Source organism: Phytoactinopolyspora halotolerans (assembly GCF_010550675.1).
GTDB lineage: Bacteria > Actinomycetota > Actinomycetes > Jiangellales > Jiangellaceae > Phytoactinopolyspora > Phytoactinopolyspora halotolerans.
This window is the reverse complement of the sequence record NZ_JAAGOA010000013.1, coordinates 148001-167572: the sequence shown is the minus strand read 5'-3', so window position 1 is coordinate 167572 and position 19572 is coordinate 148001. Positions and strand designations below refer to the sequence as shown.

Below are 19572 nucleotides of genomic sequence, written 5' to 3'. Positions count from 1 at the left end.
ATGGTCGGTGGACTGGGCCGCGCTCGGCTCGGCGCCGGGGCACGCAGAGTACCGGGAGGGAACATGAGCGAGTTGAGTCTGGCACCGGAGAACGTACACGAGCGGTTGCTCGCGACCGCGAAACCTGAGCTCGCGTACAGTCCCGGCGTCGACCTGGAGGCGTGGCGGGCACAGCTGGCCGTGCGCCTCGGGGACGTCATCGGCCTCTGGCCGGAGCCGGTGGATCCCGCGCCGTGGATCGAATGGCGGGCCGAGCGGGACGGCTACACCGAGACGCGGTTCGTCTTCACCGCGGAACTCGGCGCCGACGTGCCGTGTCACCTGCTGGTTCCGGACGCCGACCGTCCCGTGCCGGTCATCGTCTGTCTGCAGGGACATTCCACGGGGATGCACAACTCGCTGGCCCGGGCGGGCGTGCACGATGCCACGCCGAGCGTGCCGGACGGCGATCGCGACTTCGCGATGCAGGCGGTCGCGCAGGGCTACGCCGCGCTCACGCTCGAGCAGCGTTGCTTCGGCGAGCGGGTAGACAAGCGGCCGGAGGAACGACGGGTCGCGGCTCTGGGCACGTGCCACCACGCCGTGCACGTCGCAGCATTGCTCGGCCGCACCATGATCGGCGAGCGCGTGTGGGACGTGTGCCGGGCCATCGACGTGCTGGCGGAGTTCCCCGAGGTGGACACCGGCCGGATCGCGTGCCTGGGACACAGCGGCGGGGGGACCGTGGCATGGTACGCGGCGTGTGTGGACCCGCGGATCGGTGCGCTGATGCCGTCGTCGTCGGTGTGCACGTATCGGGCCAGCATCGGCACCATCGACCACTGCAGCGACAATTACCTGCCGGGAGCGCTGCGCTACTTCGACCTTCCCGATCTGGCCGGGCTGATCGCACCGCGGCCGCTCGTCGTCAGCACCGGGCGTGACGATCCGATCTTCCCGATCGACGGCGTGCACGAGGCGATGGACGGCATCCGTGCGATCTACGCCGCGTTCGGCGCGCCGGACCGGGCCGAGTTGGTCGTCGGAGACGGCGATCATCGGTTCTTCGCCGCCGATGCGTGGCCGGTCTTCGACCGGATCACCGGCTGGCGCGACAGCTGAGGCGGGACGTCGCGACTTCGTGCCCGGTCGTCCTCCGGCGTCCCTCCTTCTTGACTGTGCGTGTTGCATGACGCCCCGAAAACCGGCGGCATACGCAACTCACGTTCAAGAAGCAGCCGCAGGAGCGCCGCATCAGTCGGCGGACGCCTGCTTCAGGTATGCGAGGTTGTCGGCGATGCGCTCGGCGCGTGTCTGCCCACCGAGGTCGGAGAAGTCCTCGACGGAGACCCAGCCGTCGTAACCGACCTGTGTGAGTGCCGTGAGGAAAGCGGGTATGTCGGCGAAGCCCTCGCGGAGAGAGAGCTGGGCGTTGCTCCACTCGACCGTGCCGTCGTCGCGCGTCACACCGGACGTGACGACGGCGCCGTTCTTGACCTGCACGTGCGCCAGATATGGGCCGAGCGCCTCCAGGCCGAACCGGTACTCGGTCCAGCCCTCCCAGACCATGTTGCCGATGTCGAAGATCGCGCCGGCATGCTCGGGATCGAGCCCGTCCAGGAACGCGGCGGCGGCATGCGGGCTCGGGGTGAGCTGCTGGTGGTGGATCTCGATGTTCGCCCGGACACCATGCTGCGCGGCGAGCCGGGCGACCTCGGCGTACTGCTTGCGCCGCTCATTCCACTGACCGGTGACGTTGCGATCGGCCTCGTACCCGCCCGAGCTCACGCGCAACTGGCGTACGCCGAGCTGCGCGGCTGCACGCATCGTCGTGTCGATCTGTTCGAACTGGCCGGGCTGAAGGTACGTGCCGAGCGCCGGCATCTCGAGTCCCGCGTCGTCGGTCAGCTCTTTGATCGCCGGCACATCGTCGGGGAACGACGACGCCGGCCAGGTGCACCGGTTACCCGCCCAGAAACTCGGCATGCCGGTCGGCGAATCCTGCTGGTCCGTCACCCGCCATTCGACGCCGTCGTAGCCGGCCTCGGCGATGCGCTGCACCGCCTCGGCGGGCGCCCACTCCGGGACGCTGACCGTGAATACGGCGAACTTCATGACACTCCTCGCATGCGATCGGCGTCGGCGCATCGTCACGTGGCCAACGGGACTTGGCAGCAACCTTGCCGACGGTTGGGCGGGCGCCGGTCGCCCGATTGTCCATGAATCAGAGTTCCGGCCGCGACGCATCTGCGGCAAGCGCTTGCCAACAGTTGCCGCTAAATAGCCTCGCAATCACGACGTAGCAGGCATGGGCACCACGGCGGGTCGGGATGGTAGGAGCCCAGAGCTCCATGGAATGCGGCAAATCCTGATGAAACCATCAATTAATGCGCTGCGACGTGCGCGAACCAGGGTATCGAGTGCACCGGGATGCCGTTAGCCTTCGATTGTTTAGTGAATAACAATGAAGGTTATAAGCGCCTCCGCCGAGCTTCGCTAGGAGTGAACATCTCCCAACTGCTTCTTATGACACTGGAGGATCGATCACGTGTTCGATAGAACCTCTTTATGATCGATTACAGCAGTTGTCGTAGCCCGCCGGCGTGTAAGTCTGGTCGGCGCGTAACGAGTCAGGTTCAGTACTCCTAGCTTCTCTGTGCTCTGGATCGATGAGGGGCGTCGGGGCAGGCGCAGAGATAGGAGCGTGGCACGTGGCAGGCCTGCAAATTCGCGTGGCCGGGGCGCCGTAGATGAGACGGCTCCTGGTCGCCTATGTCGAGCGGGCTCTGCAGGCCTACTCGGGGACTCTTCGACGGGCGACCGGAGGCCCACTTCATGTAGCCCGGGTGGGACTCGAACCCACAAACACGGCATTTTGAGTACCGCGGCTTTGCCAGATTTGCCTACCGGGCCATGCATTTCAAGTTGTGAAACTGTGCGCCGCCCGACCTAGCCGAGGTGGCATCACGACTCCGGAAAGGATAGCGCGGATGTACTCGGCGCACGAAGTCGCCCTGGTCAACAAGCTCTGGGCGGAGGGCAAGAACAAGTCAGAGATCTCCAGGGCTACCGGGATTTCTCGCTTTACGATACGAGAGTGGCTGGAGGGGCGCACTCCGGACTTCGATGGTCATCGGGTCGGTGCGGTCGGACACGCGAGGTACGCCTGTCCCGTCTGCACGGACCATCTGGAGTCGTTGCTTCCGCGCGAGGAGTACGTCTATCTGCTTGGTCTGTACCTTGGCGATGGCTGTCTGTCGGTCAGTAAGAAAGGGGTGTACCGGCTGCGCATCGCGTGTTGTGACGCCTATCCACAGTTGATGGACTGGTGCGAGGAAGCCATGAGCGCGGTGCTTCCTACCAAGGTAGGCCGGATTCATCACGTCGGTTGTACGGAGCTCTATTCGGACTCCAAGCATTGGGGCTGTCTGTTTCCGCAGCATGGGTCAGGGCGGAAGCATGAGCGGAAGATCGAGTTGGTTCCGTGGCAGCAGGAGCTGGTGGACGCCGACCCGAGGCCGCTCATCCGTGGGCTGATCCACTCGGACGGAACACGTGTACTCAACCGGGCCGTCGGCACCGACTACCCGCCCTATCCGCGGTACCACTTCACCAATGCCTCGGCCGACATCCGGGAGATCTTCACCCGCGCGTGCGACGCGATCGGTGTCGAGTGGCGGTACAACAACGCCCGCAACATCTCGGTAGCCAAACGTGCGAGCGTGGCCATCCTCGACTCGTTCATCGAGCCGAAGAGCTGACGCGCCGGCGTCGGCACGAGCCCGGTGCTGCACATCTCCTTGCGTGGCAGGTAGGCTTCCGCCGTGACCGAAACGCCAACTCCCGAGACCCAGGCCAGTCCTGCCCGACGCGTTCTGGTGGCGGAGGACGAGTCCCTCATCCGTCTCGACCTGATCGAGATGCTCAAGGAGGAGGGATACGACGTCGTCGCGGAGGCGGCTGACGGCGAAACCGCGGTGCGGCTCACCGAGGAGCACCGGCCTGACCTCGTCGTCATGGATGTCAAGATGCCGGTTCTCGACGGCATCTCGGCCGCGGAGCGCATCGCCGGGCAGCGGATCGCTCCGGTGTTGTTCCTGACCGCCTTCTCACAGCGCGACCTCGTCGAGCGCGCGCGTGAGGCGGGTGCGATGGCCTACCTCGTCAAGCCGTTCTCCAAGTCCGATCTCGTCCCGGCCATCGAGATGGCGCTGTCCCGGCACGAGGAGATCACCCAGCTCGAGCAGGAGGTCGCCGATCTCGGCGAGCGGCTCGAGACGCGCAAGCTCGTGGACCGGGCCAAGGGCATCCTGCAGACGCGTTACGGCTTGAGTGAGCCGGACGCGTTCCGCTGGATTCAGAAGGCCGCCATGGACAAGCGCACCTCGATGCGGAGCGTGGCTCAGGTGATCCTGTCCGAGAGCGATGCCGAGGTGCCTGGAGACTCGTCGGAAACGCAGGACAGCTGACCTGTGCGTCGGCCGCTGGTGGCGGCCCTGGCCGCTCTCGCCGGAGCCGCATCGATGACGTCGTGCGGCATGCTCGGCCGCGCGGACGACGAGGATACGGCCAAGATCGCCAAAGTGGTTGTGCTGGTTCCGCAAGGCACGGCGAGCGGTGACGGCGTCGCGGCTGCCCTCCGGCTCGGGCTGGACGAATCCACGGATGAGATCAGCGGCTGGACGGTGGAGGTCGAGGTCGTCGATGATCAGTCCGAGGATGTGACCCTGGATGAGCGCGCGTCCGAGATCGTCGACGACGACGCGGTGGCCGTGGTAGGCGGACTGTCGACCGAGACCGTCCGCGCCGTACAACCGGTCTTCGACGCCGCGTCGTTGCTGTTCGCTTCGCCTGCCGACACGGCTCGCGAGCACACCCGTGGCGCCGACCCCGACGCGCCGCTGCGCCCGTACGAGAGCTACTTCCAGACATCCGTCGGAGACGACGATCCGCTCGAGGAACTGGCCCGGCACGTTGTCGACTCGCTCGATGTGAGCACGGTGGCCGTGATCGACGCCGGGGGAGAGCATGAAGCTGATGCCTTCGCCGGCGCCTTCCGCGACGCCGAGGGCGAGGTGCTGCGCGTTGACGAGCGCGACGCTCAGCAGAACGACGACGCAGCCGACGACGACGCAGCCGACGACGACGCAGCCGACGACGACGCAGCCGACGACGACGCGGCCGACGGCGACGGAACTCAGGACGGTCCCGCCCGGCAGCGCGAGGTCACCGTGGACGATGTGGGAGCCATGATCGACGAGGCGCGCTCCAATGAGGCCGGCGCCGTCTTCGTCTCCGGGGCGGCTGACGTGGCGGCCGCCGTGTCGGATGAGATCGCTCGACGCGGCGTGGACATGCAACTGTTGGGTGGTTCGGTGCTGATGAGTGACGCCTTCATGGCCGAGGCAGGTTCGTCCGCCGAGGGCGCGTTGACGGCCGTGGAGAGTGAACTCTCTGCGCAGGGTGGATCCGGTCAGGACGACGGCTTCGCCGCCCGGATGGCTGACGCGGGGGCGGATCCCGGCCCGTACGGCGCCGCAGCCTATGACACCGGCGTGGCGCTGGGTACGGTGCTCGAGCGGTGCCTGCCGTCGGCGCCCTCCGCGTCCGGCGCACGCGAGGGCTGCGTGGGCGAGTTCGCGGAGGTGCGGTTCGAAGGGGTGACCGGCGAGTTCGCCTTCGACGACTACGGCGGCAGGGTTGGCGCCGCACCCGCGATCATGCGGATCCGGGATGGAGCTTGGGCGAGAGTCGAGGGTCCGTAACGGACCGGTACCATTCCCGGAAGTCACGGTCACAGTGTCCTAACAACACGTGGTCAGCCCGTGTTGGCAGGTGCGCTGCGGCGCGCTGGGGACGTAATGTGCCTGCCACTGGCCGTCCACCCTTCGGACAAGCCGGAGTATGCAGACATACCGGGAGGAGACGCGCTTGTTACGGACTCGCCTCGTCGCTGCGGCGATGGGCGCCATGTGGCTGGTCACCGTCTTGGTAGGTGTTCCGGCTGCTGCTGCCGCGACGGCACCCGCCCACGCAGCCGACACGTCCCTGGCGCCACCGGGTCGCATTCTGCCGGCACAGCAAGAGTCGGACGAGGGCATACGCGGTGCCATCCGCGACGGCGAGGGCGAACCTGTGCCGGACGTGGTGCTGATCGTCAGCGACAGCGACGGCAACGAGGTGGGCGAAGCGACCACCGACGAGAACGGTCAGTGGGAGGTCGGCGTTCCGGGTCCCGGCACGTACTCCGTCCTGCTGGACGAGGCCACGCTGCCGGAGGACGTCGAGCTGCGGGACGCGGAACGGAACCCGTTGGAGGTCCGGGTCACCAGCGGCCGGACCGTTCCCGCCGTCTTCCAGGTGGGAGAGGGCGACACCGGACGGCAACAGCTCGAGTCCATCGCCCGCGCGACGGCGAACGGCCTCAAGTTCGGGCTGATCATCGCCATGGCCGCGGTCGGCCTCTCGCTCATCTTCAGCACCACAGGGCTGATCAACTTCGCCCACGGCGAGCTCGTGGCGCTGGGCGCCATGCTCACCTGGTACCTCAACGTGGGGCTCGCCGGCGACGGTGGGCCCTATATCCCACTTATTCTCGCCGGAGCCATCGTGATTCTCGCCGTGGGCCTGTTCGGCGGCGGCCTCGAACGATGGCTTTTCCGGCCGTTGCGAAGACGGCGGCTCGGAATCTTTCAGCTGCTCATCATCACCATCGGGCTCGGCCTGGCCATCCGCCACGTGCTCCTGCTCGTATTCGGTGGTTCGCCGCGGACCTACCGGGACTTCGTCGGCCAGTCAGCGGTCTCGATCGGGCCGATCTCGCTGACGCCGCGCGACATGGTCATCATGGCCGCCTCCGCGCTGATCCTGGCAGCTGTGGCGACGATGCTGCAGCGCACCCGGACGGGCAAGGCGATCCGGGCTGTGGCCGACAATCCGGCACTGGCTTCGGCCTCAGGCATCGACGTGGACCGGGTGATCCTGACCGTCTGGATCACCGGTGCGGGGCTGGCGGCGACCGGCGGCATCTTCTTCGGCTCGGCCGTCTCGGTCGACTGGTTCATGGGCTTCCGGCTGCTGCTGCTGATGTTCGCGGCGGTCATTCTGGGCGGAATCGGTACGTACTACGGCGCGATGGCCGGTGGCATCGTCATCGGACTGGTCACGGAGCTGTCGGTGCTGTGGTTCCCGTCGGAGCTGAAGTACATGTGGGCGCTGCTGGCGTTGATCGTGGTTCTGCTGGTGCGTCCGCAGGGCATCCTCGGCAGACGCGAGCGGGTCGGATAGGAGCGGGACGTGGATTGGGTTGTAGTCCTCAGCGACGGCCTGCGCACCGCGCTCGGGCCGCAGGCGGCCGCTTACGCGTTGCTGGCGATAGGCCTGAACGTGCATTTCGGCTTCACCGGCATGCTCAACTTCGGTCAGGTCGGCTTCATGCTGGTCGGAGCCTACGGGGTCGGCATCACCACGGTGACCTACGGTGGACCGCTATGGCTGGGCATCCTGGTGGGCCTCGCGGCGTCGCTGGTTCTCGCGCTGATCGTCGGCATTCCGACGCTCCGGCTTCGCGCCGACTATTTCGCGATCACGACGATCGCCGTCGCCGAGGTGCTCCGGTTGATCGTGCGGTCCAGTTCTGTCCAGGACATCACCGGCGGTCCGTTCGGCCTGCAGTCGATCGCCCCCGAGTTCCAGCGGATCAATCCCATCCCGGTCGGGTCGTACGGCATCGGCCGGGTCTCGTATCCGCACGGCCAGCTGTGGACGCTCCTCGTCACGTGGGCGGTGGCCCTGCTGGCCACGCTCGTCGTGATACTGCTGATGCGCAGCCCGTGGGGGAGGGTGGTGAAGTCGATCCGCGAGGACGAGGAGGTCCCGCGCTCGCTCGGCAAGAACGTGTTCAGCTACAAGCTGCAGAGCCTGATGCTGGGTGGAGCGATCGGCGCGGCCGGCGGCATCCTCTTCTCGATGGGCAGCCAGACGGTCAACGCGGACACGTACCAGCCCCAGGTGACGTTCTACGCGTACGTGATCCTGATTCTGGGCGGCGCGGCGTCCCGGTTCGGTCCGCTGCTCGGGGCGGTCCTGTTCTGGTTCCTGTTCGCCGCTATCAGCACAGCACTGCGGCAGGCGGCGCGCGCCGACCTGCTGCCGGACTTCATGTCCGCCGGAGGTTCGATCGGAGCGACCGTGCTGACCCTGGTCGGCTTCGCCTTGATGGCGTTGATGATCTTCCGCCCGCAAGGCATCCTCGGTAGCAAGAAGGAGATGGTCCTCGGCGCCCGGTAGCGATGCCGGAACACCGGCCCGACACCACAAGGCCGGCACGAGACCCGTCCGAGCGCCCGTCTTGTCGCACGACAGACTGCACGGTCTGGTGTCGACCTCCTGACCGGCACACGACAGACTGCACTGTCGGCCGGATAACCGTCGTAACTCACACGATGCGGCCCACAACCGAATCGTGCGAACGGTCGTGGTGAGCCCGACCGCTCGAGACACGGTCGTGTGCGCGGCTGTGTGAGCCTTGACCGCCGGATTCAGGATGTTGCCGGTCGTGCGGGCCGTCGTGCGCATCCAGACCGCGTATAGCGGCGAGAAGTCCCACGGCGCAGCACACGGTTCCGTGAACCGGTAGGAACTCACACGACAGTTCACACGGTTGCTGCTTGGCAAGGTGATTGGGGGGGGCGAAGGACGACACGCCTTCGCCGACGCGACCGTCGTAGCCCGCTGGTGCGCTCCGGTCGCCCGCAGGTGCCACCCGGTCGCTCGCCGGTGCGGCTCTCGACGTTCGCTGGTGCGCGCCCCAGGTCGCCCGCTGGTGCCGCTCACGCGTGCGTGGGCCGGGAGTTTGGTTGGTCCCGTTGTCGCCCGGCGCGGCCGAGGGACCCACACGTGCGTGGGCCGGGACCTTGAATAAGGCCCCGGCCCACTGTGTGCGGATCAGTCAGGCGTCAGATCATCGCCGTCCGATGGTCAGCTGAGCTCGGCCAGGTCGATGTCCTGGTCACGCACCACCTCGAGTGACCCATCGTCCTGGAACTGTGCGATGGCGTAACGGCCGACCGTCGGGTCGGTCCCCTCCATCTGCAGCGGGCCGCTGGCGCCGTTGTAGTCGATGTCCTCGCCGTCTTCGAGGAGGGCGCTGCACTCCTCGAAGCTCGAGCACTCGGTGCCGTCCTTGGTGACATTGACGATCTCGTCGTTGAAGTCCACCGGATCAGTCGAGTCCGCCGCTATCGAGGCGAGAGCGATCGTGATGACGCAGTCATACGTTTGGCCGCCGTAGATGTAGTTACCGGACTCGGCGTCGGGCAAGGCCTCCTCGAGGCGCTCGTTGAACTCCGCGCCACCGGCGGCACCGATCACCTTCATGCCCGAGATGAAGCCGGCGTCGTCCGGGTTCACATCGTCGGTCAGGGTCGGGCCGAACAGACCGTCGCTGCCGTACAGCTGGTCGCCGGTGACCCCGGCCTCGATCAGCTGCCGGATCAGCGTCGCGGCCTCACCGAAGGAGACCAGGACGACGGCGTCCGGGTTAGCGCCGGTGATGTCGGACACCTCAGCCGAGAAGTCGGTGGTGTTCGGGTCGTAGTCGTTGCGCGACACGACGGTGCCACCGCCGTCTTCGACGCCCTGCTGGATCAGATCGGCCAGGGCGACGCCGTAGTCGTCGGCACGAGCGGCGATGGCGATGTTCTGGTGCCCGTCGTTGAACAGCTCATCGACGATGACCGGCGTGACGGCCTCGTCCGGCGGCACGGTCCGGTGGTAGAAGCCGTTGTTGTCCTGGTCGCTGAACGCCGGGGACGTGTTCGACCCCGAGCACTGCACGATCTGGTTGTCGAAGAGCATCTGGATGATCTCTTGCGACATCCCGGACGCCGCCGCACCGATGATGGCGTCTGCGCCGCCGTTGATCATCCGTGCGGCGTTCTGCTGCGCGATGGGCGCGTCGCCCGCCTCGTCGCCGCTGGCCAGCGTCACGTCGTTGCCGTTGACGCCGCCGGCCTCGTTGATCTCCTCGACGGCCATCTGGACGCCAGTGATCATCGGGGCGCCGAGGAACGCCAGCGGGCCGGACTCGGGCAGGACGTAGCCGATGTCCAGGACCTCGTCGCGACCGGGCCGGTCGACTTCCGGAACCTCGGCTTCCTCGCCGTCCTCATCGGTCTCGTCCTCCGGTTCCGGCTCTTCCTCCTCCGGAGTCTCCTCTGCCGTGTCCTCCGCTTCGGGCTCGTCGCCGTCGTCGTCGCCACAGGCGGCGAGCGTGAGCATGAGCGCAGCGGCCGCTGCGGCACCTCGGATCAATCGAGTGCGTCTCATCTCTTCCTTCCCCTCCGTACATGGATTCGTGAACGGGACGCTACACCTGGGATTATGCTGATGCCAGCACTCTGGGCCGGGCGACATGCAGATGTGATCGAGCGGTGATCTCGAAGTTCGCCTCGCCGAACTCAGGCTCGCGCCAGCGTGCCCAGGTAGAGCTCGATCACCTTGGGATCGTGCAGCAGCGCCGCGCCGGTGCCCGTGTAGGCGTTCCGGCCCTGATCGAGGACGTAGCCGCGGTCGCATATCTGCAGGCAGCGGCGGGCGTTCTGCTCCACCATGATGACCGACACTCCGGCGCGGTTGATGCGGCGCGTCCGGATGAACACCTCGTCCTGCAGCGCGGGCGACAACCCCGCCGACGGCTCGTCGAGCAACAGCACAGCCGGTTCGGCCATCAGGGCGCGAGCCATCGCGACCATCTGCCGCTCGCCCCCGGAGAGCGAGCCGGCGCGCTGGTTGCGACGCGATGCGAGAGCGGGGAACAGGGACTCCACGAATTCGAACCGTTCGGCGAACTTCTTCGGGTCCAGGAACAGCCCCATCTCCAGGTTCTCGCTGATGGTGAGCGAGGGGAAGATGTTGTTGGTCTGCGGGACGAAACCGATACCGCGGGAGACCAGCTCGTTCGCCTTAAGGCCCACGATGTCCTCGCCGCGGAAGGTGATGGATCCGGATGAGATCTTCAGCAGCCCGAACAGGGCCTTCAACAGGGTGGACTTGCCGGCGCCGTTGGGGCCGATGATGCCGACCAGTTCGCCTTCTTTCAGATACAGGTCCGTGCCCTGGAGGATGTTCACCCCGGAGAAGTACCCGGCCACCAGTTCGTCGGCGCGGATCAGCGCGTCCTCTGCCCCCTTGAGATGCTCACTCCGGTCCGGCGTGACGGATTCGGTGCTGCTCATCGCGCCTCCCCACGAGTGGATGCCTCGCTTGCCTTCATCTCTTGCGTCCTGGTGCTGTCAGTTTGCTGCTGTGCGTGGTCGGAGTCGTCTGCTTCCTCGGCGTCATCCGCGTTGTCGGCGTCACCGGCGCTGGCCGCGGCATCCGCTTCGTCGGAATGATCCACGTCGTCCGAGCCGGCCGCGTCGCCGGAGCCCTGGGAGGAGGACTCGGGTGTGGGCTCGTCCGGGTACAGGCTGGACTCGATCTCGGCCAGCTGACGTTCCTCTTCGGCTTCGGTGAGCGGTGCGTCGTGGTGCGTGCCGAGGTAGGCGTCGATGACGGCTGGGTCGGACATGACCGCATCGGGAGGCCCTTCGGAGACGACCCGTCCCTCGGCCATGACCACCACCCAGTCGGAGATGTCTCGCACCATGTCCATGTCGTGCTCGACGAACAGCACCGTCATGCCCAGGTTGCGCAGGTCTTTGACGTGCTCCAGCAGTGACTGTGTCAGCGCCGGGTTCACCCCGGCCATCGGCTCGTCGAGCATGACCATGGTCGGTTCGGCCATCAGCGCGCGGGCCATCTCCAGCAGCTTTCGCTGTCCGCCGGATAGCTCGCCGGCATATTCGTCCCGCATGTGGTCGAGCTTGAAGCGGGCGAGCAGCTCGTCGGCACGTTCGGTGAGGGCTCGCTCCTGCTTGTTCCACAGCCAGGGGAGGACGGCCCGCCAGGCCCGCTCACCGGTCTGGTCGGTGGCGCCGAGCCGCATGTTCTCGATGACGGACAGTCGCGTCAGCGCTTTGGTCAGCTGAAAGGTACGGACCAGACCGGCTCGGGCGATACGGAACGGCGGCTGGCCGGACACCTGATGGCCGTGAAACGTCCAGCGCCCGGCATCCGGTCGGTCGAAACCCGTGAGCAGATTGAAGAAGGTCGTCTTCCCCGCGCCGTTCGGGCCGATCAAAGCAGTGATCGCGCCGCGCTGAATCTCCAGATGCTCGACGTCGACCGCGGTGAGCCCGCCGAAACGCCGCACGACGTCGTCGGCGATGAGGATCGGGTCCCGCTTCGGAGCGCCGGGTGTGTGAGGCACATCGGAGAACAGGCTGTTGGCCGCGGCCGATGTTGTCATGGGATGCCAGCTCCCTTCCGTCACTGAGGGTTGCTCGTGACTGGTTCAAGTATCCGCCTATTGGCGTCCGGTACACCACGGGTACGAACGACGGTTCGGCAGAGCATACCCGGCACGGCCAGGAGTATCGCCGCACGGTGCAGGTGCGGATACGGATGTTTCCAGACCGATATGTCACGGTTACTGGCCAGGCGCGATGTCCTGGGCCGGCCGCAGGTAGCAGGTGATGCGGGCCGTGCAGACGCGGCGACCGGCGTCGTCGTCGATGGCGACGTTGTACGTGGCGAACGTCTGGCCCCGATGCGCCGGCGTGGCGACCGCGGTGACGTGACCTGCGCGTACGCCTCGATGGTGGGTGGCGTTGATGTCGACGCCGACGGGTACCCGGTCGGCCGGCATGGCGTGCAACCAGGCAGCCATCGAGCCGACACTCTCGGCGAGCACGCACGATGCGCCGCCGTGCAGCAACCCGATCGGCTGCGTGTTGCCGTCCACCGGCATGCGAGCGACGACCCGCTCCGGCGTGCCTTCCAGATACATGATGCCCATCCGCTCGTCCATCGCCGAGCGTGGGAAGTCGTCCAGGGTGGGATCGGTGGGCCGCTCGCCGTGCTGTGCATGGTTCATGACAGACGATCCTGCCGCATGCGCAGGTTCGCACTGCCGGGCGACATTGTCATGGCTGGGGACTAAGGTGGCGCCGTGGCTGATGTTGTTGAGACTCCGCGGTTGCTCCTGCTCGATGGTCATTCGCTCGCGTACCGGGCGTTTTACGCATTGAAGGATGCGAACCTCGTCACCACCACCGGTCAGCACACCGAGGGCGTGTACGGGTTCACCTCGATGCTGATCAACGTGTTGCGAGACGAGGCGCCGACGCACGTCGCGGTGGCCTTCGACGTCTCCCGGCAGACGTTCCGCACCGAGATGTTCCCGGAGTACAAGGCGAACCGCACCACCTCGCCGGACGAGTTCAAAGGCCAGGTGGAGCTGATCAAGGAGGTGCTGGGCACGCTGCGCATCCCCGCGATCGAGAAGGACGGATTCGAGGCCGACGACGTCATCGCCACCCTCGCCACGCGGGCCGAGGCCGACGGCGTGGACGTGTTGATCTGCACCGGAGACCGGGACACGTTCCAGCTGGTGAATGACCATGTGACTGTCCTGTATCCGAAGCGTGGCGTCTCTGACCTGTCCCGCATGACACCGGACGCGGTGCAGGAGCGATACGGCTTGAGCCCCGTGCAGTACCCAGACTTCGCCGCGCTACGCGGTGACCCGTCGGACAACCTGCCGAACATCCCCGGCGTGGGTGAGAAGACCGCGGCGAAATGGGTCGTGCAGTACGGCTCCCTGGACCAGCTGGTAGCGCGCGCCGACGAGGTGAAGGGCAAGGCCGGGGACGCATTGCGGGCTCACCTGGGCCAGATCATGACCAACCGGCAGGTCACCGAACTCGTCCGGGACGTTCCGCTGGAGGTACACACGGATGACCTGGTGCGTCAGCCGTGGGATCGGGAGGCGGTCCACCAGCTGTTCGACACCTTGCAGTTCAGGGTGCTGCGCGACCGGCTGTACGAGTACCTGGGGACCGAGGAGCCGGAAGCCGCGGGTGGCGGGTACGAGATCGAGGCCGGGCGGCTCGAACCCGGCCAGGTGGCGACGTGGTTGGCGGACCACGCGGCGACCGGGCGCACCGGCGTCTCGGTGCGCGGCACCTGGATGCGCGCGTCCGGCGACGTCACCGAGATCGCGCTGGCGGCCGCGGACGGCGCGGGCGCATGGTTCGAGACCGCCAAGCTCAGCCCCGACGACGACGCCGCGCTTGCGGCATGGCTGGCCGATCCGGCCCGGCCGAAGGTGATGCACGAGGCGAAGGGCCCGATCCACGCGCTGACGGCGCGCGGCTGGGAGGTGGAAGGGCTGGCCGCGGACACCGCGCTGTCCGCCTTCATCGCCCTGCCGGGGCAGCGCTCGTATGACCTGGCCGACCTGGTGCTTCGATTCGTCGGCCGGGAGCTTCGCACGGAGGGCGGCGCAGGTGCGGACGTGCAGCTCTCCCTGGACGGGGGCGACGAGGAGCAACTCGGCCTGGACGAGGCGATCCGGGCGCGCGCGGTGCTGGACCTCGCCGACGCCCTCGACGCCGAGCTGGAGAAACGTGGTGGGCGCAAGCTCCTGGACGAGGTGGAGCTGCCGCTGGTGAGCGTGCTCGCCGGCATGGAACGGCGTGGTATCGCCGTCGACGTGGGCTACCTGGAGGAGCTGGAGTCGTCGTTCGCCGGCGCCGTGGCGCGCGCGGCGTCCGATGCGTACGACGCGATCGGGCACGAGGTGAACCTGGGTTCGCCGAAACAGCTGCAGGTCGTCCTCTTCGAAGAGCTCAATATGCCGAAGACGAAGCGGACGAAGACGGGATACACCACGGACGCGGAGGCGCTGGCGGATCTGTACGCGAAGACCGAGCATCCGTTCCTGGAGGCGCTGTTGCGGCACCGCGACGCGTCGAAGCTGCGGGTCACGGTCGAAGGTCTGCTGAAGTCGACCGCCGACGACGGCCGTATCCACACCACCTTCCACCAGACCATCGCCGCCACGGGCCGGCTGTCGTCCACCGACCCCAACCTGCAGAACATCCCGATCAGGACCGCCGAGGGCCGGCGCATCCGGGAGGCGTTCATCGTCGGCGAGCGCTACGAGAGCCTGCTGACCGCGGACTACAGCCAGATCGAGATGCGCATCATGGCTCACCTGTCCGAAGACGAAGGGCTGATCGACGCCTTCACCTCAGGCGCGGACTTCCACTCCGAGACGGCGGCACGCGTGTTCACGGTGGACGCCGCCGACGTCACGCCGGAGATGCGGGCCAAGATCAAGGCGATGAACTACGGCCTGGCATACGGGTTGTCCGCGTACGGCCTGTCCAAGCAGCTCACCATCGAGGTCGCGGAGGCGCAGACCCTGATGGACGAGTACTTCGAGCGGTTCGGTGGCGTCCGCGACTACCTGCGCGAAGTGGTGAAACGTGCGGCCGGCGAGGGCTGGACCGAGACGATGCTGGGCCGACGCCGTTACCTGCCCGATCTCACCAGTGACAACCGGCAGCGGCGAGAGATGGCCGAGCGGATGGCGTTGAACGCGCCGATCCAGGGCTCCGCCGCGGACATCATCAAGGTCGCCATGCTGGGTGTGGACCGGGCGCTGCGCACGGAGAAGCTGCAGTCCCGGATGTTGCTTCAGGTCCATGACGAGCTGGTGCTCGAGGTGGCGTCGGGGGAGAGGGACGCCGTTGAGGAGCTGGTCCGGCGCGAGATGGGCGCCGCCTACGAGCTCCGGGTACCGCTCGAGGTGTCGGTCGGCTCCGGCCGGACATGGCAGGAAGCGGCACACTGAGCCTGCGCGAACCATCCGTGCCGTGATCATGCGCCGGTTGAGGCCCGATGGGGCCCAAAGCGGTACATGATCGCGACGACGCGCGGCGCCCGGACCGGACATCAGGCCGGGAAGGGACGACTGGGGCGTGTCGTTCGCAAGAAGTTCAAGTAGTTCATCTGCCGCATGGGTAGCGAAGTCCAATCAATCGTGACAAGCTCGTGACTTAAGGGTCGGAACAGGCTGTGCCAGGGGGCGTACGGCGGCGGGCGAACGCGGAGGTCTGCGTGCGGCGTGCACCACGAGTGACGTTGGGTCTAGTTGCGGTTGTCAGCATCTTCTGTCTGGGTAGGGGGGACGCGTTACCGGAGCCGGGCTGGGACGCGACCGCGTCCGTGGCGAACGGTTCTGCGCTCAGCGACGTTCCGTCGATGAACTCGCAGGTGCGAAACGTCGACCAGGCCCCGGAACTGGCAGAGCTCGAGTCGGCGACCGCGTCGGTGACGCGGGTCGACGAGTCCGACAGCGAGACCACCAGCCAGCACGGCTCGCCATACTTCGATCTGGGTTCCCCATCCGGATCGGGGATACCACTCGCCGCTGAGATGGGGATCCCGGGTCTCCTGCTCGACGCGTACAACCGCGCGGCGTCGGCGTGGGGCGAGCAGCAGCCCGCGTGCAACATTCGGTGGCAGATTCTGGCCGGCATCGGGAAGGTCGAGTCCAGCCACGCTCGCGGTGGCCAGGCGAACGATCGGGGCGACACTCAGCCGCGCATCCTCGGACCGGTGCTGAACGGCGGCCCCGGTATCGCGGCGATCCCGGACACCGACGGCGGGCGCTGGGACAGTGATACGCGGTGGGACCGTGCCGTGGGGGCCATGCAGTTCATACCGGGCACCTGGAAGGCGTTCGGTGTGGACGGCAACGACGACGGCGTCGCGGACCCGCACAATGTGTTCGACGCGACCCTGAGCGCCGCCAACTACCTGTGTTACGGCGGCGGGGACCTGTCCACGCATCATGGCCTGAGTTCGGCGCTTCGCCGGTACAACAACTCCGCCGCTTACGTGCGCACGGTGATGGGCTGGATCGCGGCGTATGACGAGGGTGACGTGGCGCCGGTGGACGACGCCGGTCCGGGGCCGGACGTCACCGTGGCGCAGGGCGGTGCCGACGAGCCCGGTTCCTCCGACGAGACGTCGCCCGGCCCGAGCCGGAAGCCGTCGCCCACAGACAAGCCCGGTGGCGACGACGGCACGGACCGCGACCCCAGCGGGAAGCCGACCAAGGAGCCAGAGTCGACGAAGGAGCCCGACCCGACGAAGTCACCGGGGCCGGAGCCGACCAAGCCGCCAACGTCGACGAAGTCCCCCGAGCCGACCAAGAAGCCCGATCCGGAGCCGACCAAGACCAAGACGCCGGACCCGGAGCCGGAGCCCACCACGTCGCCTGAGCCGACCAAGTCGCCCGAGCCCACCACGTCGCCGGAGCCGACTAAGACGCCTGAGCCGACCGAGACGCCTGAGCCGACCACGTCGCCCGAGCCGACTAAGACGCCGGAGCCGACTAAGACGCCGGAGCCGACCGAGACGCCTGAGCCGACCGAGACGCCTGAGCCGACCGAGACGCCCGACCCGGATCCGAGCGAGCCGGAGTGCCCAGACCGGACGGTGGCTCCGCTTGAGGACGAAGAATCGGATCGCGAGGCCCCTGATGCGGATGCGGCCGAGGATTCGGACGCCGCGGACTCGAGCGAGTCCGGCACAAGCAGCGACGACGAGGCGGGCGACCCAGACTCCGACACGCCGTCCGAGTGCTCCGAGGACGAGGGCGACGGGCAACCGGACGATGATGAGGATCGCCACGAGTCGCCGTCACCGGACGTACCGGAAACTCCGCGGCCCTCTCGGACGTTAGACCCGGCAGACGAAGACTGAGCCTCAGTCGCCTGGCCGTCGGTCGGTCACCGGCGACGGTAGGCGGCGCGGTATGGTGCGACACGAGCGGCTACCATGGACGCCGCGCTGTGCCGCCACACCTACCGTGCCGGGGCGGTTGTGGGTCCGTCTTCGGCCCGGCCACAACAGATGACATGGATGAGACGTGGATCGTGGTCCGTAATCTGATCGCGATGCGCGTTCAATTGACCGTAGAGCAAGCGTGCGGGTAATCTTTCCTGTGCGCTGTGGGTCTGCGCGACCTCGGACGGAGCAGGCTCGCGCTCGTTCATGTCGGTCGGCCGGTGTTCTCCAAGACCCTCCGTCCCTCGGCACGGCGATCAAAGGGCCTGTGGCGTAACCGTGAGAACAACAACTGTCCGGAGCCCGCTTCCACATGACGAGCAGCATCGAGGCCGAAACACCCACCGCACAAGCACCCGCCGCCGGGGCACCTGCATCGCCGCAGGTCGCGGTCAATGATATCGGGTCTGCGGAGGCCTTTCTCGCCGCGATCGACGAGACCATCAAGTACTTCAACGACGGCGATATCGTGGCCGGTACCGTCGTCAAGGTCGACCGGGACGAGGTCCTGCTCGACATCGGCTACAAGACCGAGGGCGTCATCCCCTCGCGTGAGCTGTCGATCAAACACGACGTCGATCCGCACGAGGTTGTTGCCGTCGGTGACGAGGTCGAAGCTCTGGTCCTGCAGAAAGAGGACAAGGAAGGCCGCCTGATCCTGTCCAAGAAGCGTGCGCAGTACGAGCGCGCGTGGGGCAAGATCGAGGAGATCAAGGAAGCCGACGGCGTGGTCTCCGGTTCGGTCATCGAGGTCGTCAAGGGCGGCCTCATCCTCGACATCGGCCTGCGCGGCTTCCTGCCGGCGTCGCTGGTGGAGATGCGCCGCGTCCGCGATCTCCAGCCGTACGTCGGCAAGGAGATCGAGGCCAAGATCATCGAGCTGGACAAGAATCGCAACAACGTGGTCCTGTCCCGCCGGGCCTGGCTCGAGCAGACGCAGTCCGAGGTGCGGTCCACCTTCCTGCAGACGCTGCAGAAGGGCCAGATCCGTTCCGGTGTCGTCTCCTCGATCGTCAACTTCGGTGCCTTCGTGGACCTGGGCGGCGTCGACGGCCTGGTGCACGTCTCGGAGCTGTCCTGGAAGCACATCGACCACCCGTCCGAGGTCGTCGAGGTGGGCCAGGAGGTCACCGTCGAGGTGCTCGACGTCGACATGGACCGGGAGCGGGTGTCGCTGTCGCTGAAGGCCACGCTGGAAGACCCGTGGCAGCAGTTCGCTCGCACGCACCAGATCGGCCAGATCGTTCCGGGTAAGGTCACCAAGCTGGTGCCGTTCGGTGCGTTCGTCCGGGTCGATGACGGTATCGAGGGCCTGGTGCACATCTCCGAGCTGGCCGAGCGCCACGTGGAGGTGCCGGAGCAGGTGGTCGAGGTCGGTGCGGACACGATGGTCAAGGTCATCGACATAGACCTGGAGCGTCGCCGGATCTCTCTCTCGCTGAAGCAGGCGAACGAGGGCGACACCGCCGAGCACGTCTCCGAGCACTTCGACCCCACGTTGTACGGCATGGCGGCCGACTACGACGAGGAAGGCAACTACAAGTACCCCGAGGGCTTCGACCCCGAGACCAACGACTGGTTGCCGGGCTACGAGGAGCAGCGCGCCGAGTGGGAGCGCCAGTACGCCGAGGCGCACGCCCGGTGGGAGGCGCACAAGGCGCAGATCGAGAGCGCCCAGTCCGCGGACGCGGAGGCTCGTGCGGAGAACCCGTCGGAGTACTCGTCGTCGGGTGCTTCGCCGGCCGAGCCGAAGCCTGACGAGGGCGGAACGCTCGCCTCGGACGAGGCGCTGCAGGCGCTGCGGGAGAAGTTGACCGGTAACTGACCCGGTCAACCACGGTCGAA

General features: G+C 67.0%; 14 protein-coding genes and 1 tRNA gene. 9 read left to right on the top strand and 6 right to left on the bottom strand.

All coding sequences use genetic code 11. The features are described 5' to 3' along the window. Nucleotides 1–63: 63 nt before the first annotated feature. Entirely contained in the window at nt 64–1101 is a 1038-nt protein-coding gene (locus G1H10_RS18775; protein ID WP_163740583.1) for an alpha/beta hydrolase family protein, read from the top strand. Between the two features lie 132 nt (nt 1102–1233). Here G1H10_RS18775 and G1H10_RS18770 read toward each other — a convergent pair whose 3' ends face one another. Further along, the gene (locus tag G1H10_RS18770) at nt 1234–2094 is read right to left on the bottom strand and encodes a sugar phosphate isomerase/epimerase family protein (protein WP_163740582.1); all 861 of its coding nucleotides are present in this window, start codon (nt 2092–2094) and stop codon (nt 1234–1236) included. Between the two features lie 723 nt (nt 2095–2817). Continuing rightward, a tRNA-Leu gene (locus tag G1H10_RS18765) sits at nt 2818–2892 on the bottom strand. A gap of 77 nt (nt 2893–2969) precedes the next feature. Here G1H10_RS18765 and G1H10_RS18760 point away from each other — a divergent pair. The 5 genes from G1H10_RS18760 to G1H10_RS18740 all read left to right on the top strand — a co-directional run bounded on the left by G1H10_RS18760 (nt 2970) and on the right by G1H10_RS18740 (nt 8268). Then, entirely contained in the window at nt 2970–3740 is a 771-nt protein-coding gene (locus G1H10_RS18760; protein ID WP_163740580.1) for a transcriptional regulator, read from the top strand. Nucleotides 3741–3803: 63 nt separating this feature from the next. Next, nucleotides 3804–4448: an ANTAR domain-containing response regulator gene (locus tag G1H10_RS18755; protein WP_312856609.1), complete on the top strand. Its 645-nt coding sequence runs from the start codon at nt 3804–3806 to the stop codon at nt 4446–4448. Between the two features lie 3 nt (nt 4449–4451). Next, on the top strand, nt 4452–5744 hold the full coding sequence (locus tag G1H10_RS18750; protein ID WP_163740578.1) for a type 1 periplasmic-binding domain-containing protein: 1293 nt from the start codon (nt 4452–4454) through the stop codon (nt 5742–5744). 166 nt (nt 5745–5910) lie between these two features. Further along, the gene (locus tag G1H10_RS18745) at nt 5911–7266 is read left to right on the top strand and encodes a branched-chain amino acid ABC transporter permease (RefSeq protein WP_216853416.1); all 1356 of its coding nucleotides are present in this window, start codon (nt 5911–5913) and stop codon (nt 7264–7266) included. A gap of 9 nt (nt 7267–7275) precedes the next feature. Further along, a complete protein-coding gene (locus G1H10_RS18740) occupies nt 7276–8268 on the top strand; it encodes a branched-chain amino acid ABC transporter permease (RefSeq protein WP_163740574.1) in 993 nt (330 codons plus the stop codon). Between the two features lie 690 nt (nt 8269–8958). On the opposite strand, the gene G1H10_RS18735 is transcribed toward G1H10_RS18740, so the two are convergent. The 4 genes from G1H10_RS18735 to G1H10_RS18720 form a co-directional block, all read right to left on the bottom strand. Further along, the gene (locus G1H10_RS18735) at nt 8959–10308 is read right to left on the bottom strand and encodes an ABC transporter substrate-binding protein (protein ID WP_163740572.1); all 1350 of its coding nucleotides are present in this window, start codon (nt 10306–10308) and stop codon (nt 8959–8961) included. Nucleotides 10309–10439: 131 nt separating this feature from the next. Continuing rightward, complete coding sequence (locus G1H10_RS18730) at nt 10440–11216, bottom strand: ABC transporter ATP-binding protein (RefSeq protein ID WP_163740570.1); 777 nt, start codon at nt 11214–11216, stop codon at nt 10440–10442. After that, nucleotides 11213–12331 (bottom strand): ABC transporter ATP-binding protein, encoded by a 1119-nt coding sequence (locus tag G1H10_RS18725; RefSeq protein WP_163740569.1) that lies wholly within the window; start codon nt 12329–12331, stop codon nt 11213–11215. The genes G1H10_RS18730 and G1H10_RS18725 overlap by 4 nt, the downstream gene beginning before the upstream one ends. 180 nt (nt 12332–12511) lie before the next feature. Further along, on the bottom strand, nt 12512–12892 hold the full coding sequence (locus G1H10_RS18720; protein ID WP_376778637.1) for a PaaI family thioesterase: 381 nt from the start codon (nt 12890–12892) through the stop codon (nt 12512–12514). Between the two features lie 141 nt (nt 12893–13033). On the opposite strand from G1H10_RS18720, the gene polA reads away from it, so the two are divergent. The 3 genes from polA (at nt 13034) to rpsA (ending at nt 19552) form a co-directional block, all read left to right on the top strand. Beyond that, complete coding sequence (gene polA, locus G1H10_RS18715; RefSeq protein WP_216853415.1) at nt 13034–15724, top strand: DNA polymerase I; 2691 nt, start codon at nt 13034–13036, stop codon at nt 15722–15724. A gap of 410 nt (nt 15725–16134) precedes the next feature. Further along, entirely contained in the window at nt 16135–17643 is a 1509-nt protein-coding gene (locus G1H10_RS18710) for a lytic murein transglycosylase (protein WP_163740565.1), read from the top strand. Between the two features lie 397 nt (nt 17644–18040). Next, entirely contained in the window at nt 18041–19552 is a 1512-nt protein-coding gene (rpsA, locus tag G1H10_RS18705; RefSeq protein ID WP_163740563.1) for a 30S ribosomal protein S1, read from the top strand. Nucleotides 19553–19572: the final 20 nt, after the last annotated feature.